15 protein-coding genes are annotated in these 18,432 nt (G+C 69.0%); 9 read left to right on the forward strand and 6 right to left on the reverse strand.

What is annotated here, in order from left to right:
• Positions 1 to 4 precede the first annotated feature (4 nt).
• Genes ruvX through gshB form a run of 4 tightly spaced genes read right to left on the reverse strand, consistent with a single transcriptional unit; the run spans position 5 to position 2,916 of the window.
• Complete coding sequence (ruvX, locus tag R2APBS1_RS04175) at positions 5 to 454, reverse strand: Holliday junction resolvase RuvX (RefSeq protein ID WP_015447001.1); 450 nt, start codon at positions 452 to 454, stop codon at positions 5 to 7.
• Entirely contained in the window at positions 451 to 1,020 is a 570-nt protein-coding gene (locus tag R2APBS1_RS04180; protein ID WP_027485856.1) for a YqgE/AlgH family protein, read from the reverse strand. Before R2APBS1_RS04180 ends, ruvX begins: the two co-directional genes overlap by 4 nt.
• Positions 1,021 to 1,072: 52 nt before the next feature.
• A complete protein-coding gene (locus R2APBS1_RS04185; RefSeq protein ID WP_007507051.1) occupies positions 1,073 to 1,942 on the reverse strand; it encodes an energy transducer TonB in 870 nt (289 codons plus the stop codon).
• Positions 1,939 to 2,916: a glutathione synthase gene (gene gshB / locus R2APBS1_RS04190; RefSeq protein WP_007507050.1), complete on the reverse strand. Its 978-nt coding sequence runs from the start codon at positions 2,914 to 2,916 to the stop codon at positions 1,939 to 1,941. Before gshB ends, R2APBS1_RS04185 begins: the two co-directional genes overlap by 4 nt.
• A gap of 374 nt (positions 2,917 to 3,290) precedes the next feature.
• Between gshB and pilG the strand changes: the two genes are divergently transcribed.
• From pilG to R2APBS1_RS04225, 7 genes are all read left to right on the forward strand, one after another.
• Positions 3,291 to 3,689, forward strand: a complete 399-nt coding sequence (pilG, locus tag R2APBS1_RS04195; RefSeq protein WP_007507049.1) for a twitching motility response regulator PilG — start codon at positions 3,291 to 3,293, stop codon at positions 3,687 to 3,689.
• 22 nt (positions 3,690 to 3,711) lie between these two features.
• A complete protein-coding gene (locus R2APBS1_RS04200; protein WP_007507047.1) occupies positions 3,712 to 4,083 on the forward strand; it encodes a response regulator in 372 nt (123 codons plus the stop codon).
• The gene (locus R2APBS1_RS04205) at positions 4,080 to 4,619 is read left to right on the forward strand and encodes a chemotaxis protein CheW (RefSeq protein ID WP_007507045.1); all 540 of its coding nucleotides are present in this window, start codon (positions 4,080 to 4,082) and stop codon (positions 4,617 to 4,619) included. The genes R2APBS1_RS04200 and R2APBS1_RS04205 overlap by 4 nt, the downstream gene beginning before the upstream one ends.
• A 130-nt stretch (positions 4,620 to 4,749) precedes the next feature.
• On the forward strand, positions 4,750 to 6,780 hold the full coding sequence (locus R2APBS1_RS04210) for a methyl-accepting chemotaxis protein (protein ID WP_007507043.1): 2,031 nt from the start codon (positions 4,750 to 4,752) through the stop codon (positions 6,778 to 6,780).
• Between the two features lie 103 nt (positions 6,781 to 6,883).
• A complete protein-coding gene (locus R2APBS1_RS04215) occupies positions 6,884 to 12,862 on the forward strand; it encodes an Hpt domain-containing protein (RefSeq protein ID WP_015447002.1) in 5,979 nt (1,992 codons plus the stop codon).
• Complete coding sequence (locus tag R2APBS1_RS04220; protein WP_007507038.1) at positions 12,855 to 14,438, forward strand: chemotaxis protein CheB; 1,584 nt, start codon at positions 12,855 to 12,857, stop codon at positions 14,436 to 14,438. Before R2APBS1_RS04215 ends, R2APBS1_RS04220 begins: the two co-directional genes overlap by 8 nt.
• Complete coding sequence (locus R2APBS1_RS04225; protein WP_015447003.1) at positions 14,435 to 14,953, forward strand: chemotaxis protein CheW; 519 nt, start codon at positions 14,435 to 14,437, stop codon at positions 14,951 to 14,953. Before R2APBS1_RS04220 ends, R2APBS1_RS04225 begins: the two co-directional genes overlap by 4 nt.
• Before the next feature lie 20 nt (positions 14,954 to 14,973).
• Here the strand turns inward: R2APBS1_RS04225 and R2APBS1_RS04230 are convergent, their stop codons facing one another.
• On the reverse strand, positions 14,974 to 15,708 hold the full coding sequence (locus tag R2APBS1_RS04230) for a 16S rRNA (uracil(1498)-N(3))-methyltransferase (RefSeq protein ID WP_015447004.1): 735 nt from the start codon (positions 15,706 to 15,708) through the stop codon (positions 14,974 to 14,976).
• A gap of 180 nt (positions 15,709 to 15,888) precedes the next feature.
• Between R2APBS1_RS04230 and R2APBS1_RS04235 the strand changes: the two genes are divergently transcribed.
• Positions 15,889 to 16,194, forward strand: a complete 306-nt coding sequence (locus R2APBS1_RS04235; RefSeq protein ID WP_015447005.1) for a hypothetical protein — start codon at positions 15,889 to 15,891, stop codon at positions 16,192 to 16,194.
• 12 nt (positions 16,195 to 16,206) lie between these two features.
• Here R2APBS1_RS04235 and R2APBS1_RS04240 read toward each other — a convergent pair whose 3' ends face one another.
• Positions 16,207 to 17,571 carry an adenosylmethionine--8-amino-7-oxononanoate transaminase gene (locus tag R2APBS1_RS04240; protein WP_027485858.1) on the reverse strand — a complete coding sequence of 455 codons (1,365 nt, stop codon included), beginning with the start codon at positions 17,569 to 17,571 and terminating at the stop codon, positions 16,207 to 16,209.
• Between the two features lie 67 nt (positions 17,572 to 17,638).
• Between R2APBS1_RS04240 and R2APBS1_RS04245 the strand changes: the two genes are divergently transcribed.
• The gene (locus R2APBS1_RS04245) at positions 17,639 to 18,427 is read left to right on the forward strand and encodes a type II secretion system protein N (RefSeq protein WP_015447007.1); all 789 of its coding nucleotides are present in this window, start codon (positions 17,639 to 17,641) and stop codon (positions 18,425 to 18,427) included.
• Positions 18,428 to 18,432 lie beyond the last annotated feature (5 nt).

Raw genomic sequence — 18,432 nt, forward strand, 5'->3', positions numbered from 1 at the left:
CCGGTCAGCGACCGGGAGTGTCGGCCGCCGGCGTGTCGGCGCCGGCAAGCCAGCGTTCAAGGATGACCGCGGCCGCTTCGGCGTCGATGTCGGTAGCGTCGCGGCGGCGTTTGAGCCCCACCGCGCGGGCAGCGGCGAACCGCTGTGCAGCTTCCTGCGAGCTGTGCCGTTCGTCGACCAGCACGACCGGCAGGCCGTAGCGCTGCTGCAACTGCACGGCGAACTGGCGGGCGCGGCGGCTGGCGGGCTGTTCGGCGCCGTCCAGGGTCAGCGGCAGGCCGACCACCAGGGTGTCGGGCTGCCACTGCTGGCGCAGCGTGTCGAGGCGGGGCCAGTCCGGATTGTCGTCACGCACCGCGAGGGTGGCCAGCGCGCGGGCGCTGGCGGTGTAGGTATTGCCGATCGCCACGCCGGTGATCCGACTGCCGACGTCGAAGCCGAACACGCAACTCATGCGTGACCCGCGTAGCCGGACAGCTGGCGCGGGTCGACCCCGACCAGCCCGGCGGCGGCGCTCCAGCGTTCCTCCAGCGGGGTGTCGAACACCACCCGGCCGCAGGCCTCGGCGGTGAGCCACGCGTTCGCCATCAGTTCCTGTTCCAGCTGGCCGGCGTCCCAGCCGGCGTAGCCGAGCACCATGATCGCCTGGCGCGGGCCTTCACCGGCGGCCATCGCCACCAGGATGTCGCGCGAGGTGGTGACCGACCAGTGCTCGTTGATGCGGTAGCTGGAATCCCAGTCGCCCGGCTCGCGATGCAGCACGAAGCCGCGCTCCTGCTGCACCGGGCCGCCGATCAGCACCGGCGCGTCCGCCAGTTCGCTGTCCTGGCATTCCAGCTTCATCTGCGCCAGCACGTCGCCGAAGCGATACTCGGACAGCTGGTTCACCAGCAGGCCGACCGCGCCGTCCTCGTCGTGCTGGCACAGCAGCGCCACGCCGTGCGAGAACGGCGGATCGGCCAGGTTCGGCATGGCGATCAGGAAGTGCCCGGTGAGGGTCGAGGGCTGCACGGCGGTCATGCGCGCATTGTAAGCGCAGCGCACGCCGTGCGCAGGCATCCGTCGCCTTCGTTCAGCGTGTCTGCAGCACGTTGTCCGGCTGGAAGCGCCAGGTGCGGGTGATGTTGAGCTCGTCGATGCGTTCGGCGCTCCTGGGCGCCGGCGGGAACGGCGCGGCCAGGCGCACGATGCGCTCGGCGGCGGCGTCCAGGATCTTCTGGCCGGAGCTCTGGATCACCTCGATGCTCTTGATGCTGCCGTCGAGGTCGAGCACCACGGTGAGCAGCACGTCGCCGTGCAGGCCGCGGCGACGGGCCTCCTCCGGATAGTTGAGGTTGCCGACCCGCTCGACCCGGTCGGACCAGCCGCGCATGTAGGCGGCGTACGCGTATTCCCGCGTGCTGGCAGTGAGGTATTTCACCTTCGGCCGCTTGGCGTAGTCCACCTTCTTCTTGCGCAGTTCGGCGGCCAGCTGGGCGATCGCCTGCTGGCGCTTCAGTTCGGCGGCGGTCGGGGTCTGTTCGTGTGGGGCGACCTCGGTCTGCGCGGTGTCGCTGGTCACGCGGAAATCGCTGGCGCCGCGGGTGGTGACCATGCGTGTCGGGGTGGCCTCGCGTGGCCGCGGCGTGGCGGCTTCGACCGGCTGCGCGGCGATGCCGGGGTCGGGCCGCGGGATCGCGCCGGAAAACAGGTCCGACGGCCGCGCCGCGCGATCGCTGCGACCGCCGCCGGTGTTGTTGGCCTGGGCCAGGAAGTCCGCCTTGTCCGGTGCCTGCTGGTTGGCCACGTTGACCAGGGTGACGTCCAGCGTGGGCAGGCTGGGCGTGGGCTTCACGAAGTGGAAGGTGATGCCCAGCAGCAGCACGCCATGCAGCAGCAGCGAGAACAGCAAGGTGGCGCCGATCGGGTCGGGCGGCGAAGGGACGGTTGCGGTGGCGCTCACGCTCGACGGTTTCCGGTGACGTGCTGTTCGATGACGTCGAACAGCTGGCCGGCAATGTTAAGCCCGAACTGCGCGTCCAGTTCGCGCACGCAGGTCGGGGATGTGACGTTGATCTCGGTCAGGTAGTCGCCGATCACGTCCAGCCCGACGAACAGCAGGCCGCGCCGGCGAAGTTCGGGCGCTACCTGGCTCACGATCCAGCGGTCGCGCTCGGACAGCGGCACGCCGACGCCGCGCCCGCCCGCGGCCAGGTTGCCGCGGAACTCGTCGCCTTGCGGAATGCGCGCCAGCGCGTACGGCACCGGCTCGCCGTCGATCACCAGGATGCGCTTGTCGCCGGCGCTGATCTGCGGGATGTACCTTTGCGCGACCGTGAATTGCCGCCCTTCGCCGTGGGCATCGCCGCCAAGCAGGGTTTCCAGCATCGAATTGAGGTTGCCGTCGCCGGTCCTGGCCCGGAAGATGCCGCGCCCGCCCATGCCGTCCAGCGGCTTCAGCACCACCTCGCCGTGTTCGGCGGTGAACCGGCGCAGTTCACCCGCATCGCGCGAGACCATCGTCGGCACGATGCACTGCGGGAATTCCAGCGAGAACAGCTTCTCGTTGCAGTCGCGCAGCGAGCGCGGGTCGTTGACCACGGCGACGCCGCCGCGCTGAGCCGCTTGCAGCACCATCGTGTCGTAGATGAACTGGGCATTGACCGGTGGATCCTTGCGCATCAGCACCACGTCCAGTTCGCGCAGGTCGCGCCAGGACGCCGGGCCCAGCGTGTACCAGCGCTGCGGGTCCTCGCGCACGTCGAGCGGGGCGATCCGCGCCCACGGTTCGCCGTCGCGCAGGGCCAGGTCGCCCTGCTCGAAGTAGTGCAGCGAATGGCCGCGGCGACGGGCTTCGAGCAGCATCGCGAAGCTGGTGTCCTTGGCTGCCTTGATCGCGCCGATGGGGTCCATCAGCACGCCGACCGAAAGGGTCATCATGGTTCTCCGTGGGTGACGCGCCGCGGGGCCGGCATGCGTCGCAAGGCCGTTATAGCAGGCCGATATACTAAGGCGGCGGCTGCCGGGGCTGTCGAATTGCGACAAGGCCGGCAGACCTGCGCTGTCGCCGGTGGCCAGATGGTGCCACTATGGGTCACCCGGCAGCGGCAGCCGGTGGCGCGGCGATTATTGCTTGACAGTCTTGGCGGGCAGGCAGTAAACAGCAAAGTCACTGGATTCACCGTCTTAGAGCGGTTGTTGTTGGCCTTTTCGACATTTTTTTACATGCATACCATCCGGCATGGCTGTTGCATGTCTTGTTGACTATCCTGAGCTCGGGCGGGCCGCAGGGGGAGTGAGTGAATTTGAACATGAGCGCTAACGAGTTGGACGGTCTGAAGGTCATGGTGATCGACGACTCGAAGACCATCCGCCGCACGGCGGAAACCCTGCTGAAAAAAGAGGGTTGCGAGGTGCTGACCGCCGTCGACGGCTTCGAGGCACTCGCCAAGATCTCCGACCAGAAGCCCGCCATCATCTTCGTCGACATCATGATGCCGCGGCTGGACGGCTACCAGACCTGCGCGCTGATCAAGAACAATCCGCAGTTTCGCGCCACGCCGGTGATCATGCTGTCCTCCAAGGACGGCCTGTTCGACAAGGCGCGCGGCCGCATCGTCGGCGCCGAGCAGTATCTGACCAAGCCGTTCACGCGGGACGAACTGCTTGGTGCCATCCATCGCCACGTCAGCACGGTATCGAGCCACTGACTGCAGATTCCGAGGGGGACCAGTGGCCACCATTCTCATCATCGACGACTCGCCGACCGACGTGCGCGTGTTCACCACGCTGCTTGAGCGGGCCGGGCACCAGGTCGTTGCCGTCAGCAGCGCCGAGGAGGGCATCGAGCGCGTGCGCACCGACATGCCCAACCTGGTCATCATGGACGTGATCATGCCCGGCATGAACGGTTTCCAGGCCACGCGTACGCTCACGCGCGACCCGAAGACCCAGAACGTGCCGATCGTGATGATCACCACCAAGTCGATGGAGACCGACCGCGTCTGGGGGCTGCGCCAGGGCGCCCGGGCGTTCATCACCAAGCCGGTGAACGAAAAAGAGCTGCTGGCGTGCATCAACGAATTGCTGCCGAGCGAGAAATGAACCCGTACGTCAACCGCACCCCGTTCGAGATCCTGGCCCGTTACGAGCGACTGTCGCTGGCGCATGCGTCGGATACGCAGGACAAGCTGGAAGCGCCCGGGTTGTGGCGCGGCATCGGTTTCCGGGTCGGTTCGCGGCTGCTGGTCAGCGGCATCGACGAAATCAACGAATTGCTGGCGGTGCCGGTGCTGACCCCGGTGCCCGGCACCCAGCCGTGGCTGCTGGGCGTGGCCAACGTGCGTGGCAACCTGGTGCCGGTGATCGATTTCGGCCGCTTCCTGTTCGGCGATCGCACCCAGCACACCGACCGTACCCGCCTGCTGGTGGTGCGCCAGGGCGGCGGCAACGTGGCGCTGCTGGTGGACGAGGTGTTCGGTCAGCGCACGGTGGACGAAGAGCAGCGGCGCGAGGCGGGGCGCGAGGAAGATCCGCGACTGGCCCGTTTCGTCGACAGCCGGGTAGGCGAGCAGCAGTTGGCCGTTTTCAGCATGAACCGGCTGGTGCGCGCACCGGACTTCCGGCAGGCCGCGGCCTGACATCGGGGCAGGGCCGCAGTGACATGAAGGGCCGGCGCCCGCGTGGGCCGGAAACGTGGGACAAGCATTCCCTGGCCGGTACCCACTGCGCGGGGCCGGCAGCGTAATCAGTTAGACGGATGAGGTGAACATGAGCACTACAGGGGGCGTCAGCAGGGAACGCGGTTATACCGCACTCATTGTCCTGCTGCTGATTGCGATCGGTTTTGCGGCGCTGGACTTTTTCCTGCTCAACCAGAAGAACGGCGAGGATCGCCAGGCGATCGCGCTGACCACGCAGATCCAGGTGCTGTCGCAGCAGACGGCGAAGTTCGCGCTGGAATCGGCAGACGGCAACACCGACTCCTTCAAGGAGCTCGAATCCACCCGCAACGCGATCGACTCCGCCGTGCAGCGACTGGACAAGGGCGACCCCAAGAGCGGCATGCAGCCGTATTCGGACAACAACGCCACGCCCGCCGGCCGTGCGGTGAGCGCGCTCGACGCTTCCTGGAAGCAGCTCGATGCCGACATCGGCAAGATCCTCTCCAACAAGGCGGTGGTGCTCGACTCCGGCCAGCGCGCAAGTACCCTTTCGCAGCAGATGCCACTGCTCAACTCGAGCATGGAGCAGGTGGTCAACATCCTGCAGCAGCGCAACGGCAGTTCCGAACAGATGCTGGGCACCTCGCGCCAGATGCTGTCCGCTGACCGCATCATCCGCCGCGTGCAGGAAGTGCTGCAGGGCGGCGACAGTGCCCAGTCGGCGGCCGATGGCCTGTCGCGCGACGCGCAGCTGTACGGCAGCGTGCTGAAGGGCCTGATCGAGGGCAACCCCGACAGCGGCGTGCGGCCGATCAACGACGCCAATGCGCGCAAGATCCTCACCGACATGGACGCCAGCTGGGCCCAACTGGCCGACCCGGTGGCCAAGCTGGTCGCCGCCGCCGGCAACATCGCCGACGTGAAGCGCGCGGGCAACCAGGCCTCGCTGGATTCGCAGACCGTGCTGCTGCGCGCGAACGACCTGTCCGAGCAGATCGGCAAGCTGCCGCTGCGCCGGCTGTTCCCGAACGTGTGGTGGGGCCTGCTTGGTGCGATCGCCGCGGTGGCGTTCGCCCTGCTGCTGGTCATCACCCTGGTGCGCGACCAGCGCCGCCGGTTCGCCCAGAGTACCGAGCTGAACCAGCGCAACCAGGAGGCGATCATGCGCCTGCTGGACGAGATGGGCTCGCTCGCCGAAGGCGACCTGACCGTGAAGACCACGGTGTCGGAGGACATCACCGGCGCGATCGCCGACTCGGTGAACTACGCCATCGACGAGCTGCGATCCCTGGTGACCACCATCAACGAGACCTCCGAGCAGGTGTCGTCCTCGGCGCAGGAAACCCAGACCACCGCCCGCCACCTGGCCAACGCGGCCGAGCAGCAGGCGCAGCAGATCAGCACCGCGACCTCGGCGATCAACCAGATCGCCAGCTCGATGGATGATGTGTCGAAGAATTCCGCCGAGTCGGCCGACGTGGCCGAACGCTCGGTGAAGATCGCCTCCCACGGCGCCGAAGTGGTGCGCGAGACGATCTCCGGCATGGACTCGATCCGCGACCAGATCCAGGAAACCTCCAAGCGCATCAAGCGCCTGGGCGAATCCTCGCAGGAGATCGGCTCGATCGTGGAACTGATCAACGACATCGCCGAGCAGACCAACATCCTGGCCTTGAACGCGGCGATCCAGGCGGCCTCGGCCGGCGAGGCGGGCCGCGGTTTCGCGGTGGTGGCGGACGAAGTGCAGCGACTGGCGGAGCGCTCGACCAGCGCGACCAAGCGCATCGAGACGCTGGTGCAGACCATTCAGTCCGATACCAACGAAGCGGTGAACTCGATGGAGCAGACCACCGCCGAAGTGGTCGCCGGTGCGCGCCTGGCCGAGGATGCCGGCAGCGCGCTGGGCGACATCGAGCGCGTGTCGCACGACCTGTCCGCGCTGATTCAGAACATCTCCACCGCGGCGCGCGAGCAGTCCGCGGCGGCAACCGATATCTCGGTATCAATGAACGCAATTCAGGAGATCACTTCGCAGACCTCGCAGGGCGCGAGCCAGACCGCCGACTCGATCGGTACGCTGGCCCAACTGGCGAGCGACCTGCGGCGATCGGTGGCGCACTTCAAGCTGCCGGGTTGACATCGGCCGGGCCGGTTGCCGGCCCGATTGAGCAAAGCACAAGACAGGGGGCAGTCTCGGTGGTTGCAGGATGCTTGCGTTGTGCAACCGTTGAGAGAGGCGCATGAGACTTCAAGACCACATCGATTTCACCACGCTGCAGTGGGTCAAGCCGGAGCTCGACGACACCTTGTCGATCGCCCGCGAGGCGCTGGAGTCGTACGTCGACAACCCGGGCAAGCGCGACTACATGCGCACCTGCGCGGATCACCTGCACCAGGTGCAGGGCACCTTGCGGATGGTCGAGCTGTACGGCGCGGCGATGGTGACGGCAGAGATGGAGGCGCTCGCCATCGCCCTGCTGGGGGATCACGTCACCTATCGCGAGGAAGCCTACGCCGCGCTGATGCGCGGCCTGATGCAACTGCCCGACTACCTGGAACGGCTGTCCAGCGGCCACCGCGACGTGCCGGTGGTGCTGCTGCCGTTGCTCAACGACCTGCGTGCCAGCCGCGAGCAGGAGCCGCTGCCCGAATCGGCGATGTTCCACCCGAACCTCGATGCGTTCCTGCCGGAGCAGGCGCCCGCGGCGATGAGCGAAGCCTACGCCGAGGCGCATCGCGGCGAACTGGTGGACCTGCGCCTGCGCTTCCAGCAGCAGTTGCTGGGCTGGTTCCGCGGGCAGAACGCCGCGCAGCAGCTGGTCAACATGCGCAAGACCCTGCTGGCGATCACCGCGCGCTGCCATCACGTGCATGGCCGGCGCCTGTGGTGGATCGCCGCCGGCGTGCTGGAAGGCCTGGAGCAGGGCGCGCTGAAGGGACAGGCCGGCGAAATCCGCCAGCTGATCGGCAAGGTCGACCGCCACATCCGCCTGCTGATCGAGCAGGGCGAGGACAGCCTGCGCGGCGGCGAAGCGGACGACGTGGCCTGCAAGCTGCTCTACATCGTGGCCCAGGCCAAGCAACGCAGCCCGCAGATGGAGCTGTTGCGCGGCACGTACGCGCTGGACGGCCTGCTGCCCGATGCCGGTGAACTGGAACACGCGCGCGGCTCGATGGCCGGGCACAACCGCGCACTGCTCGATTCGGTGTCGCGCGCGCTGAAGGACGACCTGCTGCGCGTCAAGGAGGCGCTGGACCTGTTCCTGCGCCAGCAGAACGGCGATCCGGCGCAGCTGGCCGCGCAGGGCGAAGTGCTCGAGCGCGTCGGCGACACGCTGGGCATGCTGGCGCTGGCGGTGCCGCGCCGGGTAGTCACCGAACAGCGCCGGGTGCTCGACGAGATCGCCAACCGCATGCGCGCGGCCGACGAGGAGACCCTGCTCGACGTGGCCGGCGCGCTGCTGTACGTCGAGGCGTCGCTGGACGACCACATCGAAAGCCTCGGTTCCGAGGAAGAAGCAGGCACGAACGACGCCATGCCCGGCCTGCCGCGCAGCGAAGCGCTGGGTGTGGTCACCACGCTGATGCAGGAGGCGATCGCCAACACCGGCAGGGTCAAGGACGCGATCGTCGCGTTCGTCGAATCCGGCTGGGAGCATGATCGCCTGGCCGGCGCACCGGCGCTGATGGAAGAAGTCGCCGGCGCCATGCACATGCTGTCGTCGCCGCGCCCGGCCGAGCTGGCCCAGGGCGTGGGCCGTTTCATCGGCAACGAATTGCTGGATGACCGGCGCGTACCGAGCGGCGCACAGATGGACCAGCTGGCCGATGCGCTGGCGGCGCTGGAGTACTACCTGGAGGCGGCGCGCGAGCATCGCGGCGGACTGGAACACATACTCGACGTGGCCGAGCACAGCCTCGGCCTGCTCGGCTATTGGCCACTGCCGTCGGCACGCGCGGCGTCTGCCGCGCCGACGGCACCCGAGGCAGCGCCGGTCGAATCCGCCGCTGCGGGCGAGCAACACCCCGAACTGTCCGAGTCCGTCAGCCTGCTGCCGGGCGAGGACCTGGGGCAGCTCTTCGTCGGCGACAGCCATACCCCCGCCGCACCCACCCACGACCTGGACGGGCTGCGCCTGGCGCAGACCGAAACCACCGCGCCGACCGCCCTGGATCACTCCGCGGCCGACGCGTCGGGCGAGGACTGGATCGAGATCGAGGAGGAGGTGGTCGAGCAGGTGCCGGTGCGCGACGCGCTGGCGGCGAACACCAGCTTCAACGTCAATGCCGAGGGCATCGACGACGACATCCGCGAGATTTTCCTGGAGGAGATGCAGGAGGAAATCGACAACCTGCGCAGCGCCGAGAAACTCTGGCTGGCCGATCCCGCGCAGATTTCGTCGCTGGTCGGCATCCGCCGTTCGTTCCACACGCTGAAGGGCTCGGGCCGGTTGGTCGGTGCCGGCGTGCTGGGCGAGTTCGCGTGGAAAGTGGAGGACATGCTCAATCGCGTGCTGGACAACACCATCCAGCCGGACGACAACGCGCAGGCGCTGGTGCGGCATGCGATCGATGCGCTGCCGCAATTGCTGGCCGCGCTCAAGGGCGAGGGCGCACCGGGTGCACCGCTCGGCGCGATCATGCATACCGCCGAACAGCTCGCGGCGGGCAACCCCGCGCGGGTGGAGGATCACGCACCGCGGGCGATGGAGACGGTGCGCCGCGTGGTGCGCCGGCGCGTGCCGCGGATCGACACGGCGGCCGAGGCCATACCCACGGCAGGTCTGACCGACGCGAGTGCCGCATCCGTCACGCCGGAGCCGGCCGAGTCCGTGCAGGCCATGGCGATGCCGGTGATGCCGCCGGTGGATCCGGTGCTGCTGGAGATCCTGCGCAGTGAAGTGGCGCAGTACCTGCAGACCATTCGCGCCGCGATCCAGCGCAGCGACGACGAGTTGCCGATCGGCGAGGAACTGCTGCGCGCCGTGCACACGCTGCATGGGGCGATCGCGATGGTCGACATCCCGCTGCTGACGCAGCTGCTGTCGCCGCTGGAAGGCCTGTTCAAGCGTCTGCGCGCCGCCAACCTGCCGCTGTCCTCCGAGGGCCTGCGCCTGCTGGGCCAGGCGGTCGACGCGGTCGACCACGTGATGGGCCAGTTCGACGCGGTCGAGCCGCAGCTGCCGGACGCCGATGCGCTCACCGCGCAGATCACCCGCATGCGCGACCGCTATCCCGAATCGAAGGTGGCGCACGTCGTGTTCGAGCCGCAGGCCGAAGAGGCCGAGTCGGCAGAAACCACCGACACGATGGACAACGTCGACGCCGAGCAGGCGATCATGGCCGACTCGCTGGAAGCCGGCATGGCCGAGGTCGCGGCGGCACGGAACGAAACGGCATCCGCCGACGTGCCAGCCGACACCGACGAAATGTCGGACATCCATCCGGATGATGCGCGCCACGCCGAGCTGACTGCCGAACTGGTGGCGGCACTGGGCGCCTTTGAGCCCGAGCAGACCGTCGCCGAAAAGCTGGCGGCCGAGCAGGCCGCGGCGGCGCAGGTCGCAGCGGAGAAACTGGCGGCCGAGCAGGCCGCGGCGGCGCAGGTCGCAGCGGAGAAGCTGGCCGCCGAGCAGGCCGCGGCGGCACAGGTCGCAGCGGAGAAACTGGCTGCCGAGCAGGCCGCGGCGGCGCAGGTCGCAGCGGAGAAACTGGCCGCCGAGCAGGCCGTGGCGGCACAAGCCGCAGCGGAGAAGCTGGCCGCCGAGCAGGCCGCGGCGAGCCGTGCGACGGAGGAAGCGGATGCCGCGACGCCGCCGGAGCCCACGTATGCCCTGGCCGGTTCCGGCCAGATCGACGCCGACCTGCTGGAAGTCTTCATCGACGAGGCACGCGAGATCCTCGACCACGCCGACGACGTGCTGGCCCAGTGGCATGCCGAGCCGGCCGAACTGGCGCACGTGCCGGAGCTGCAGCGCGACCTGCATACCCTGAAGGGCGGTGCGCGCATTGCCGGCCTGGCTGCGATGGGCGATCTCAGCCACGCGATCGAGACCCTGCTGGAGAAGCCGATCCGCGATACGTCGAAGACCGGGTCGCTGATCGCCGCGCTGGAGGCCAGCTTCGACCAGTTGCACGCCCTGGTGCAGCAGGTGGCACAGGATCGGGCGATTGATTACCCGCGGGCGATGATCGACCAGCTGCTGGCGCTGGCCGGCGAAACGACGCTGGCCGACGACCTGGTGCCGATGGCGGCCGCGATGCCGGCGCCGGTTGCGGCCGCGCCGTCGCCGGCGGTTCCCGCGGCAGGTGAGCTCGGGCTGCCCGAACTGATGCCGGAGACGGAGGAGGAAGTGCGCTCCTCGCAGGAGCAGATCCGCGTTCGCGCCGACCTGCTCGACAATCTGGTGAGCCATGCCGGCGAAGTGGCGATCTACCGTTCGCGGCTGGAACAGCAGGTCGCCGGCTACCGCTTCAACCTGGTCGAACTGGAACAGACCGTGGCGCGCCTGCGCAGTCAGCTGCGCATGCTGGAAATCGAGACCGAGGCGCAGATCATCGCGCGCTTCCAGCGCGAGCATCGCGAGGCGGGCATGGCGGCGTTCGATCCGCTCGAGCTCGACCGCTACTCGCAGCTGCAGCAATACTCGCGTGCACTGGCCGAGTCGGTATCCGATCTGGTGTCGATCCAGAACATGCTGGACGAACTGACCCGCCAGGCCGAGACCCTGCTGATCCAGCAGTCGCGGGTCAGTACCGAACTGCAGGACGGCCTGCTGCGCACGCGCATGCTGCCGTTCGACACGATGGTGCCGAACCTGCGCCGCACGCTGCGCCAGGCCGCGCAGGAGCAGGGCAAGCACGCCCAGCTCCACGTGGACGGCGCCCACGGCGAAATGGACCGCAACCTGCTCGACCGCATCAAGGCGCCGTTCGAGCACATGCTGCGCAACGCGATCGCGCACGGTATCGAGACCCCGGCCGAACGGCGCAAGGCCGGCAAGCCGGTCGAGGGCGCGGTGAACATCACGGTCGCGCGCGAGGCCACCGAAGTGGTGATCCGGGTCAGCGACGACGGTCGCGGCCTGAACCGCGAGGCGATCCGCAAGCGCGGCGTCGAACGCGGCCTGCTGCGCGCCGAGACCCGGCCGACCGACAACCAGCTGCTCTCGCTGATCACGCAGACCGGCTTCTCCACCGCCAGCCAGGTGACCCAGCTGGCCGGTCGCGGCGTCGGCATGGACGTGGTGGCGAACGAGATCAAGCAGCTAGGCGGTTCGCTGTCGATCGAGTCCGAAGAAGGCAAGGGGACCACCTTCGTCCTGCGCCTGCCGTTCACCCTCGCGGTGACCCAGGCCATCCTGGTGCGCATCGGCGAGGCCACGTTCGCGATCCCGATGACCTCGGTGCAGGGCGTGGCGCGGGTCAATCCGGACGATCTGACCGCGCTGATGGCCGAGGACGAACCCTCGTTCCAGTACGGCAACGAGGCGTACGGCATCCACGACCTGGCCGAATTGCTGGGCCTGCCGCCGGGCCTGCCGACCGAGGACGAGCAGCAGCCGCTGCTGCTGACCCGCGCCGGCGACCTGCGTGCGGCGATCCGCATCGACGCGGTGCTCGGTTCGCGCGAGATCGTGGTCAAGTCGGTCGGCCCGCAGATCAGCTCGGTGCCGGGCCTGCTCGGCGCGACCATCATGGGCGATGGTTCGGTGCTGATCATTCTCGACCTGGCGCCGCTGGTTCGCCACGGCATGATCCGGCGCGAACAGCGCCTGGCCGAAGGCCTCAGCGCGGTCCAGGCGCCGGTGGTCGAGGAAGTGGCGACGAAGCCGCTGGTGATGGTGGTGGACGACTCGATCACCATGCGCAAGGTCACCAGCCGCGTGCTGGAGCGTCACGAGTACGAGGTCAGCACGGCGAAGGACGGCGTCGATGCACTGGAGAAACTGCACGAGCGCGTGCCGGACCTGATGCTGCTGGACATCGAGATGCCGCGCATGGACGGTTACGAGCTGGCGACCCACATGAAGGCCGATCCGCGGTTGCGCGAGGTGCCGATCATCATGATCACCTCGCGCAGCGGCGACAAACACCGCCAGCGTGCGTTCGACATCGGGGTGGACCGCTATCTCGGCAAACCGTACCAGGAGGCCGAGTTGCTGGTGCAGATCGGGGAGGTGCTGGAACAGCGTGCAGTGGAGCCGGTTCATGACTGACACGGCTCCTGCGGTGGCCCTGCTGTTCGACGACACCGAACTGGGCAGCCAGTTGCGCGAGGCGCTGCACGAGCGCGGCGCCCGGATCGTGCACGAAGGCGGCGTCGCCAGCCTCAGTCGCGAGTTGCTGCAGCAGGTCGGCGTCGACGTGCTGGTGGTCAACCTGGACGACAGCGCGGACGACGCACTCGATCGCCTCTACGAGGTGATCGACGCCGATCGCCCGCGAGTGGTCTTCAACGACGCGCAAGCCAGCCGCGCGCTGGTCGGCTGGGATCGTGCCCGCTGGGCGCGTCACCTGGCGGTCAAGGTACTGGCGGAGGGCGACATCGACCCGCCGCGACCGGGCGGCGCCCCCGGCGTCGAGGCGCCGGCGCAAACGGCGGCGGTCGAACCCGTCATGGCGGCCGATCCCGGCACGGCAGCCGATCCCGGCACGGAATCCGCTTTTCCGGCGCATGAGGACCCCGACGGTCAGCGCGGGCAGATCGCGGCGGCGGAATCGGAAAGTCTGGCGGCGGAGCTGGAAGCGCTGCTGGCCTCCGGTGAACTGCCGGCCGATGACGACGTGTCAGCTGGTCCGGGCCTGCGTTTCGTCGACGACGAGGAGCCGCCGTCCCTGCATGACGGGAACTTCGGTGCGCCGCCGGCGGCGTTCCAGGCGGACCCTTCGCCATTGTCGTCGCTGACCGACGCCGCGGTCGCCATCGCGCCGGCTTCGGCGGCAGCGCCGGCAGCGGCCGTCGGCGCAGCGCCGGTGGACGCTCCGGAGGGCTGGGCGCTGGTCGACGACGATGCCGCGCCGGAGACTCCGGAAAGGCTTGATGCCCAGGTGTTCGGGATCCAGAAGCTGAGCGCTGCCGACTTTCTTGCGCCCGATGTCGAGGCGGTCGCCGCCGACGTCCAGCCGCGCATGAGCCTCGAACTGGTGTCGATGGAGGAAGCCATCGCGCCGCAGGCGTACGTGCACGAGCACGAACATGAACACGAGATGGTGCTGGACGACCTCAGTGGCGCATTGAGCAAGGTGGTGCTGCTCGGCGCCGCCACCGACGGCATCGACGCGGTATGCACCTTTCTGGCCGCGCTGCCGGCGTCGACCCGGCAGACCTTCCTGCTCACCCAGCATCTGGGCCGGCAGTCGGATGCGTCGCTGGTGGCGGAGTTTTCCGCGAACTGTGCGCTGCCGGTGCGACTGGCCAAGTCCGGTCGCGCCAAGCCCGGCGAGGTGCTCTTGGTGCCGGCCGGGCAGCAGGTGCGGTTGCGCCGTGACGGCAACATCGACCTGCAGGCGAACGACGCCGATGCGCCGCCGGAGCCGTCGATCGACGCCAGCCTGACCATGGCCGCGAATGCGTTCGGCCGCGACGCGCTGGCCATCGTGTTCGCCGGGCGCGGCAACGACGCCGTGGCCGGCGCGCAGGCGGTCCACGATCGCGGCGGGCAGGTCTGGGTGGAGTCGTCATCCGGCGAGCATTTCGCCGACATGGTCAGCGGCATCTTTGCCGAACGACTGGTCAGTTTCTCCGGTACGCCGTCCGAGCTGGCGGCGCACCTGATCGAGGTGTTTCCATGAGTGATCCGCTGCCGCGTGAAATCCGCTGCGTCCTGGTGCCGGTAGGCAACCTGCGCCTGTTGCTGCCCAACGCCACCATCGCCGAGGTGATCACCCAGAGCACGCCCGAGCCGGTGGCCGGTGCGCCTGCCTGGCTGCTCGGCCGGATCGCCTGGCGCGGCTGGCGCGTGCCGCTGGTGTCGTTCACCGAACTGGCCGGTACCGAGGAAGGCGACGCCGAGCTGAGCGTGCGCGTGGCCGTGCTGAAGGCGCTCGGCGGCCATCCGAAACTGCCGTTCATCGCCGTGCTGACCCAGGGTTTCCCGCGCCTGACCACGTTGAACGCGGAGCTGATCATTCCCACCCACGACGGCAAGCCGCTGCCGCCGGGCGTGCGCGCGCACGTGCTGGTACGCGACGATGTGGCGATGATCCCCGACCTGGAATGGATCGAGGCCACCCTGCTGGAACTGCTCGATGCCGCCGAGCCGGCGGCATCGGCGGCATCGTCCAGTTCGTTCGATTCGGAAGACTGAAACCCCGCCGGGCGGCGCGTCTAACCGTCGCCGTGCAGCGCCTGCAGCGCCGCCAGCGCGGCCAGCCCCGCCGTCTCGGTGCGCAGGATGCGCGGCCCCAGCCGCAGGCCCTCGAAACCGGCGGCGCTGAGTGCGTCGACATCGCGTTCGCCCAGGCCACCCTCCGGGCCGACCACCAGCAGGCCGCCGGCCGGGCCGAATTGCAGCTGGCGCGGCGAGCGGTCGGCTTCCGGCAGCAGGGCCAGGCGCAGCGTGCCGTCGTCGGCCAGACTGCCCAGCCACGCCGCCAGCGGCAGCGCCGGGGTGACCTCGGGCAGGCGTGCGCGGCCGCTCTGCTCGCAGGCGCTGGCCACCACCGCGCGCCAGTGCGCCAGCCGTTTTTCCGCGCGGGCCGCGTCCAGCCTCACTTCCGAGCGTTCGGTCAGCAGCGGCACGATGCGCGCCACCCCCAGCTCGGTCGCCTTCTGCACGATCAGGTCCATCTTCTCGCCGCGGGCGACGCCCTGGGCCAGGGTCAGCGGCAGTGGCGACTCGTTCCGCAAGGCCTGCTTGGACTCGACCCTGACGGCCACCTCGCGCTTGCCCACCGTGAGGATGACCGCGGCGTAGTCGTGGCCGTCACCGTTGAACAGGGTGAGCGGGTCGCCGGGGTTCATGCGCAGCACGCGCCCCACGTGTTCGGCGGCTTGTGGCGGCAGGTTCGGTTCGGCGCAGACGACGAGCGGCTGGTCGACGTGGATACGGATCGTGCGCATCGGAGCGGGTTGGGTCTGGACGGCCGCCCAGCATAGCGCGGCTCACGCCTGCCATGCCCGCGGATGAACGGGCGTGAGACCGCCGGGCGCCGCCGCTTGCCCCTGTTGCCGCGTCGTATCAACATGGATCGCACTCCCCATGCGCGCTCGCCGCATCCGTATCTGCGAGCCGGAGGCTCCATGTCCAGGTTCGTTTTCGTTTCCGCCATGCTGCTGGCAGGCAGCGGCGCAAGCACCATGCTGCTGGCACAGGATTCGCCGAATTCACCGCCCTCCGCCGCATCATCCGGCCAGCAACGGGCCGCCCGAGCGGACGACCACAACTGCATCCGCGAGACCGGCAGCCATATTCCGGCGAAGAAGGGACAGTGCCTGCCGGTGAACGGACGCAGCTACAGCCAGCAGGACCTGCAGCGCACGGGCGAGCCCGAACTGGGCCGGGCGCTGCAGAAGCTCGACCCCCGCATCACGGTCCACGGGCACTGAGCCGCGCCGGGTTCAGTCCGCGACGGCGCGCTCGATCCCGGCGATCGCGGTGTCGACCAACTGGTCGATCTCGGCTTCGCTGACCACGTAGGGCGGCATGAAATACACCACGTTGCCCAGCGGGCGCAGCAGCGCGCCGTGCTGCAGGCCGTGCAGGTAGACGCGCAGGCCGCGCCGTTCAGCGGCAGGGTACGGTCGCCGGCTGGCCTTGTCGGCAACCAGCTCGATCGCCGCGATCAGGCCGGTCTGGCGCACGTCGGCAACGTGCGGATGCGCGCGCAGCGGCTGCAGCCGGCGGGCCAGGTGGACGGCCAGCTGGCGGTTGCGTTCCAGCACCGGCTCGTCGCGGAAGATCGCCAGCGTCTCCAGCGCGACCCGGCAGGCCAGCGGGTTGCCGGTGTAGCTGTGCGAATGCAGGAACGCCTTGCCGGCGTTGTACTCGGCGTAGAACGCCTGGTAGACCACGTCGCGGGTAAGCACCGCCGACAGCGGCAGGGTGCCGCCAGTGAGCCCCTTCGACAGGCACATGAAATCCGGCGTCACCGCCGCCTGTTCGCAGGCAAACAGCGTGCCGGTGCGGCCGAAGCCCACCGCGATCTCGTCGGCGATGAAGTGCACCGCGAACTCGTCGCACAGCGCACGCAGGCCGCTGAGGTAACCGGGGTGATACATGCGCATGCCGCCGGCGCATTGCACCAGCGGCTCGACGATCACCGCACAGGTTTCGTGTGCGTGCCGTTCCAGCAGCGTGCGCAGTTCGCCGAGGCGGCGTTTGGCCGTCTGTTCCGGTGACTCGCCGGGTTCGCCTTCGTACGCATCCGGCGACGGCGCCAGGAACGGCGTCAGCAGCAGCGGTGCGTAGGTCTTGCGATACAGCGCCACGTCGCTCACCGACAGCGCGCCCAGTGTCTCGCCGTGATAGCTGCCGGTCAGCGCGATGAAGCGGGTCTTCTCGCCATGGCCCTGGTTGAGCCAGTAGTGGAAGCTCATCTTCAGCGCCACCTCGATCGCCGCCGAGCCGTTGTCGGCGTAGAACACGCGATCCAGCCCGGGCGGCGTGATCCGCACCAGTTCCTCGGCCAGTTCGATCGCCGGTTCGTGGGTGAAGCCGGCGAAGATCACGTGTTCCAGCGTGCGCGCCTGCTCGGCGAGCGCGGCGGCGAGGCGCGGGTTGGCGTGGCCGAACAGGTTGGTCCACCACGAACTGATGCCGTCCAGGTAGCGCCGGCCGTCGGCGTCGATCAGCCAGGCGCCTTCGCCGCGCACGATCGGCACCATCGGCACGCTCTCGTGGTCGTGCATCTGCGTGCAGGGGTGCCAGACGTGTCGCAGGTCGCGCGCGGCGAGCGCGGCGTTGCCGCTTGCGGAGTTGTTCATCCGGCTATCATCGACGCTGCACGACGGGCGCTCAAGCCCGCACATCGCTCATCCCGGGAATCGATGCTTGAAGCCACTGCGTAAATGCCTGATCGGCCTCGGTGTGCTGGCGCTGGCCGCCGCCGTGCTGCTGTGGTTCCTGCCGGCACGCTGGGCGATGCCATGGATCGAGCCGCAACTGCACGGACTGCAGCTGCAGCAGGTGCAGGGCACGTTGTGGCATGGCCGGGCCGACGAGGTGGTGGCCGCCGACGGACAGGCGCTGGGGCGACTGCAGTGGCGATTGTCGCGTCGGGCCCTGCTCGGCCAGGTGCGGCTGCAGTTGCAGTTCGAAGGGCCTCGACTCGCGTTTTCCGGCGGAGTGCGGCGGCTGCCGGACGGCCAGGTCGAGGTGAGCGACGCGAGCGTGCGTGCGGAGCTCGCGGCATGGACCCATGCCGCGATGCCGCCATGGGGGCAGCCGCGCGGCGAACTGCAAGTGGCGATCGGCCACGCCCTGCTGCAGGGCGGCTGGCCCATGCAACTGCAGGCGCAGGCGCAATGGCCGCAGGCACTCATGCACACGACGCAGGACGGCGACGTGGCGCTGGGCATGCTGCAGGCACAGGCGAGCGCGCAGGGCGGGGTGATCCGCGCGCAACTGCACGACGACGGCCGCGGCCCGCTGCATGCCGACGGCAAGCTGCAGCTGAGCCCGCTCGGCTGGCGACTGGACGCGACGCTGCGCGCCCGACAGACTGACCCGGCCCTGCGCCGCTGGCTGGCCAGGCTGGGTCCGCCGGCGGCCGACGGCAGCGTGCGCCTCCAGCGCCGCGGCGGACTGGCCGGCAGCGCGCCGGCCCCATCCACGAACTGAAGGAC

The sequence above is a fragment of the Rhodanobacter denitrificans genome (genome assembly GCF_000230695.2).
Lineage (GTDB): Bacteria > Pseudomonadota > Gammaproteobacteria > Xanthomonadales > Rhodanobacteraceae > Rhodanobacter > Rhodanobacter denitrificans.

Excerpts from the sequence above, each read along its gene's own strand:
- ruvX (WP_015447001.1), bottom strand. The coding sequence starts at position 454 with ATGAGTTGCGTGTTCGGCTTCGACGTCGGCAGTCGGATCACCGGCGTG.
- R2APBS1_RS04180 (WP_027485856.1), bottom strand. The coding sequence starts at position 1,020 with ATGACCGCCGTGCAGCCCTCGACCCTCACCGGGCACTTCCTGATCGCC.
- gshB (WP_007507050.1), bottom strand. The coding sequence starts at position 2,916 with ATGACCCTTTCGGTCGGCGTGCTGATGGACCCCATCGGCGCGATCAAG.
- pilG (WP_007507049.1), top strand. The coding sequence starts at position 3,291 with ATGAGCGCTAACGAGTTGGACGGTCTGAAGGTCATGGTGATCGACGAC.
- R2APBS1_RS04205 (WP_007507045.1), top strand. The coding sequence starts at position 4,080 with ATGAACCCGTACGTCAACCGCACCCCGTTCGAGATCCTGGCCCGTTAC.
- R2APBS1_RS04210 (WP_007507043.1), top strand. The coding sequence starts at position 4,750 with ATGAGCACTACAGGGGGCGTCAGCAGGGAACGCGGTTATACCGCACTC.
- R2APBS1_RS04215 (WP_015447002.1), top strand. The coding sequence starts at position 6,884 with ATGAGACTTCAAGACCACATCGATTTCACCACGCTGCAGTGGGTCAAG.
- R2APBS1_RS04220 (WP_007507038.1), top strand. The coding sequence starts at position 12,855 with ATGACTGACACGGCTCCTGCGGTGGCCCTGCTGTTCGACGACACCGAA.
- R2APBS1_RS04225 (WP_015447003.1), top strand. The coding sequence starts at position 14,435 with ATGAGTGATCCGCTGCCGCGTGAAATCCGCTGCGTCCTGGTGCCGGTA.
- R2APBS1_RS04230 (WP_015447004.1), bottom strand. The coding sequence starts at position 15,708 with ATGCGCACGATCCGTATCCACGTCGACCAGCCGCTCGTCGTCTGCGCC.
- R2APBS1_RS04235 (WP_015447005.1), top strand. The coding sequence starts at position 15,889 with ATGTCCAGGTTCGTTTTCGTTTCCGCCATGCTGCTGGCAGGCAGCGGC.
- R2APBS1_RS04240 (WP_027485858.1), bottom strand. The coding sequence starts at position 17,571 with ATGAACAACTCCGCAAGCGGCAACGCCGCGCTCGCCGCGCGCGACCTG.